The following is a 4173-nucleotide window of genomic DNA, read 5'->3' as shown; positions in this document are numbered from 1 at the left end:
GAGGAAGCGGCCCGCCCCGGCCCCCGTCAGCGAGCGGCCCGCGCCCGGCGCCCCGTCACAGGTGCACCGCCGCCGTCACCACGAAGCCGCCGAGGGCCACGAACCACACGTACGGCAGCGTGCGGATCATCAACTGCTGCGGGCTCACCCCCGCGTACTGCGCGGCCCACACGGTCTGCGTGCTCGTCGGGTCCGCGACGCCGAAGACCTGGTTGTACGAGGCCGTGATGCCGAGCACCGCGATCGCCGGGTAGATCCCGGTCGCGATGAGCACGCCCGCGATCCCGGCCCCCAGCCCGTATACATTGAGCGGGCCCCGGTACAGGCACAGCGGCACGAGCAGCGCGAAGACCACGACGAACAGCACCGGGTTCTCCGGCGTGACCGCCCGCACGAGCGGTTCGAGGGCGTCGACCGCGCCCGGCAGCTTCACCGCCGCGAGCAGGATGCCGATCGCGACGAACAGCGTGATCGGCGCCGCCGCGACCTCGAAGCCGCTGTACAGCGTGCGCAGCAGCCGCCGGTTCATCTCGCCGGGCCGCGTCGTCGTCACGAGCGCGTACAGCACCCCCGCGAGCAGCGAGGGGATGATCGCGACGTCGAAGCCGAGCGCGAGCACGAGCGGAACCAGCGGCGTGAGCAGCGCGTACCACGGCGCGTCCCCCAGCTCGGCGCGCCGCCGCGCCGCCTTGGAGCGCGGCGCCTCGGTGCGGAAGGCCCACGCGTGCTCGACGCCCTTGCGCCGCGACTCGACCAGCACGAACATCACGGCCGCGAAGAGCGCGAACGGGAACAGCTGGATCATGAAGTGCCGCACGTCGTGCACCGGCATGTCGAGCGCGCTGGAGAAGAACTGCCACACCGGCAGCTCGAAGGGCATCCCGGCGGCGATGCCCATGAGGACCGTGCCCGCCGCCGTGACCTTCGGGATGCCGACCGCGATCATCGCGGGGATGCCGATGATGCCCGCGAGCATCGCGGCGGGAGCGGAGCCGGTGACCGTCCCGATGAGCGTCGAGACGATGAGGACGCCGAGCGCGACGATCGTGGGCCGGTCCCCGCCGAACTCGACGATCTTGCGGACCAGGGTCCCCGCGATGCCCGTCTCGTCCAGCAGCTTGCCGAGCCACGAACCGAGCAGGATCGCGATCATCGTCGCGGCGAGCGCCGGGGCGCCCTCCTGGAGCACGGTGTCGAGGACGCTGTTCTTTCCGGTGAGCGGCGCGCCCGAGACGAACGCGATGACGACACCGAGCAGGACGAGCGCGAAGGCGGTGGGGAGCTTGCGGGTGAGCATCGCGGCGACACCGGCCGCCATGATGATCAGGATGACGATGCCCATGGCTTACTTCTCTCTGGCCGGGCGTGCCGGGGCGGGCACGTCGGCGGTGCAGGACGCGGCGAGCGCGGCGGACAACAGGAGCGGGCTGCGGCCGAGGCCGCAGACGGTGCGCGCGTAGGCGTGGGCGGCGAGTTCCTCGGCCCCGGCGACGTGCGCGGGCACGCCGAAGCGGCCCAGGCGCAGCGCCGTGTGCCCGAGGGCGTGCTTGAGCGCGGATCGCCCGGGCCCGTGGTGGAGGCTCTCGTGTACCGCCTCGTGGGCGAGCGCGGCGGCCCGCACGGAACCGGCGGGGAACCACGGGCGCCAGCCGTGCCGGGTCACCAGCCGCTCGGCGGCGGCGATGGCGTCGGTGTACAGCTCCACGGCGCGCGGACGCGAGGTGTACCGGGCGAGGAGACCGCGTTCCAGCCCGCCGGTGCTCTCCACGACGTGCGCGGGGGCGGGGAAGGGGGTGCGGGCCAGCTCGGTGCCGAAGCGGTCCGCCGCCTCGGCCCAGCGCCGCAGCACGGCGGGGTCGCGGTGCGCGTGCAGCGCCAGCGAGGCGAGGAACCGGGCCCCGTACTCGATGTCGTCCACGGCCGCGAGCTCCGCGGCGGACACGGTGGTGTCGGTCAGGGTGCTCATGAGCGCTCCTCCACGAGGGCCACGACCCGCTCGTCCGCCGGGCGCCCCTCCAGCTCGGTGCGGGCCAGGGCGAGCAGCGGCGCGGGGTCGAGCACCCCGGACAGGTCCGCGATCCGCGAGCCGACGAGCAGCCGCAGCGCCGGGGCGCGCACCCCGCCGTCCCCGTACGCCGTGGACTCGTCCACGAGCGTCGCGAGGGTGTGCGCGGCGGCGCCCACGGTCGTCGTCTCGATCCGCGCGTCCGGCGCGTGCAGTCGTACGACGCCGTCGGCGTCCACGACCCGCACCGGGTGCCTGGTGCCGCGCAGCCTGCGGTGCTTCTCGGCCCCGTAGACGGTGTACGCGTTCGTCCGGGCCAGCTCGCGCACCTCGCCCTCCGGCGCCTTCAGGCTCGTCGCCGCGAGGCGCAGCCGCTCCGCGTCGTCGGCGCGGTGCGCCCGGTCCTGGGTGCGCAGTTCGGTGGCGCCTGTCGCGACCGCCCGCACGGTGTTGGTCTGCGGGTCCACGGTCACCTCGACCTCGACCGCGTCGGCCGCGGCGCCCTGCGCGATCACGGCCCGCTCGGCCTCGGCGCGGACCGCGAGGATGTCCTCCTGGCCCGCGCCGGGGATGATCCGCTCGACCTGCTCGCGCACGAGCGCGAGCGCGACGCCATCGAGCTGTGACCTCGTGGTGGCGCGCGAGCCGGCCTTCGAGGCCGGTGGCGACCGCGAGGTGAGGCGTGACCGAGGCGGCGCCGCCGCCTCCGCCGACGAGGAGGACCGCGTCCTTGTCGAGCCGGTAGTCCGAGATCATCGTCTCCACGACCTCGCGCACCAGCGCGGTGCCCGCGTCGAGGATCTGCGCCGCCGCGCCGTCCACGTCGGTGCCGAGCGCGGCGGCGAGCGGCGCGAGCGCGGTACGGGCCGTCTCGCGGTCCGCGTGCGCGAAGTCGCCGTCGGGGACGCGGCCCAGCGCGTTCGCCGCGCACGTCATGGTGAGCGCGTAGCGCCCGCCGGCCGCGTCGATCACGACGTGGTCGTCCGCGTCGTCGGGCGTCGGGCGCATCGTGGCGAGCTTCGCGCCCGCCAGCTCGCCGGGTTCGGCGAAGCACGCGTAGGGGAGCCCCGCGATGTGCGCGCTGCGCGGCCCGACCATGGTCACCTTGCCGCCGCTCATCCGCACCATCGAGCCGCCGCCGACCCCGACCGTGCGCACGTCGAGCGCCGAGAGGTACGAGGTCTTGCCGAGCAGCGTCGCGTGCCGTACCGCGACCTTGCCGCGCCGCACGACGCTGATGTCCGTCGAGGTGCCGCCGGTCTCCAGGAACACGCCCTCGCTGACGCGCTCCTGCATGAGCGCGCCCGCGACCCCGGCCGCCGGGCCGGAGAGGACGGTGAGCAGCGGGCGGCGGCGCATCTCGTCGAGCGACATGACACCGCCGTCGCAGCGCATCACCATGAGCGGCGCCTCGACGCCGGCCTTCGTGATCGCGGCGTCCACGAGATCGGCGGTCGCGAACATGCGGGGCAGGATCGCCGCGTTGACGACGGCGGTGCGGGTCCGCTTCTGGAGCCCGTAGAGCGAGGTGATGTCGTGCGCGGCCGTCATGGGGACGCCGCGCGCGGCGGCGGCCTCGCGCACCGCGTCCTCGCCCTCGGGGCGGTCCACGCTGAACGGCTGGCTCGCGACGATCACTTCGGCGCCGGCCCGGACGACCTCCTCGACCGCGCGCTCGACGGCGGCGCGGTCCGCGGGGTCGGCGACGTGCGCGTAGACGAGCGGGAAGCGCTTGCCGGGAATCAGCTCGGTCTTCGCGAGCGAGGCGAGGCGCTTGGTGAAGAGCGCGCCCGCGCCGCCGCCGAGCCCGATGAGCCCGACGGTCGCCACATCGCCCTCCAGGAGGGCGTTGGTAGCCTGTGTCGTGCCGTGGGCCAGGAAGGACACGTCCTTGGCGGAGTGCCCGGTCTCGGTGAGCAGCTTGTCGAGCGCGGTCACGATGCCGTGCGCGACCCCGTCCTCGTGATGGTGGCTGGTCGGGACCTTCACCTGGCCGACGAGGGCGAGCGTCGCGCTGTCCACGGCGACGGCGTCGGTGAAGGTTCCGCCCACGTCGATGCCGACGCGGATGCGGTGGGTGGTCATGGTCTGGGCACCTCCTTGTGCTGGGTCGGCGCTTGCGTGGGCGGTGGGCCGGGACCATCTACACCAACGTGACCTATCCGATT

The 4173-nt window shown here is 74.2% G+C and carries 2 protein-coding genes and 1 pseudogene; all 3 read right to left on the bottom strand.

Translation table 11 applies throughout. From position 1 onward, the window contains the following. Positions 1–55: 55 nt before the first annotated feature. The 3 genes and pseudogenes from SSBG_RS04440 to SSBG_RS04430 all read right to left on the bottom strand — a co-directional run bounded on the left by SSBG_RS04440 (position 56) and on the right by SSBG_RS04430 (position 4090). Positions 56–1342: a TRAP transporter large permease subunit gene (locus SSBG_RS04440; protein ID WP_008745022.1), complete on the bottom strand. Its 1287-nt coding sequence runs from the start codon at positions 1340–1342 to the stop codon at positions 56–58. A gap of 3 nt (positions 1343–1345) precedes the next feature. Next, positions 1346–1966 (bottom strand): hypothetical protein, encoded by a 621-nt coding sequence (locus tag SSBG_RS04435; RefSeq protein WP_008745021.1) that lies wholly within the window; start codon positions 1964–1966, stop codon positions 1346–1348. After that, positions 1963–4090 (bottom strand): annotated as a pseudogene (locus SSBG_RS04430) (hydantoinase/oxoprolinase family protein). The gene SSBG_RS04435 and the pseudogene SSBG_RS04430 overlap by 4 nt, the downstream one beginning before the upstream one ends. Positions 4091–4173 lie beyond the last annotated feature (83 nt).

Origin of the sequence: Streptomyces sp. SPB074 (assembly GCF_000154905.1) — a bacterium.
In the GTDB taxonomy this organism is placed as follows: domain Bacteria; phylum Actinomycetota; class Actinomycetes; order Streptomycetales; family Streptomycetaceae; genus Streptomyces.
This window is presented reverse-complemented; position numbering and strand designations above follow the sequence as displayed.

What these genes read in the sequence shown, in the direction of transcription:
- SSBG_RS04440 (WP_008745022.1), bottom strand. Translation starts at nt 1,342, where the DNA reads ATGGGCATCGTCATCCTGATCATCATGGCGGCCGGTGTCGCCGCGATG.
- SSBG_RS04435 (WP_008745021.1), bottom strand. Translation starts at nt 1,966, where the DNA reads ATGAGCACCCTGACCGACACCACCGTGTCCGCCGCGGAGCTCGCGGCC.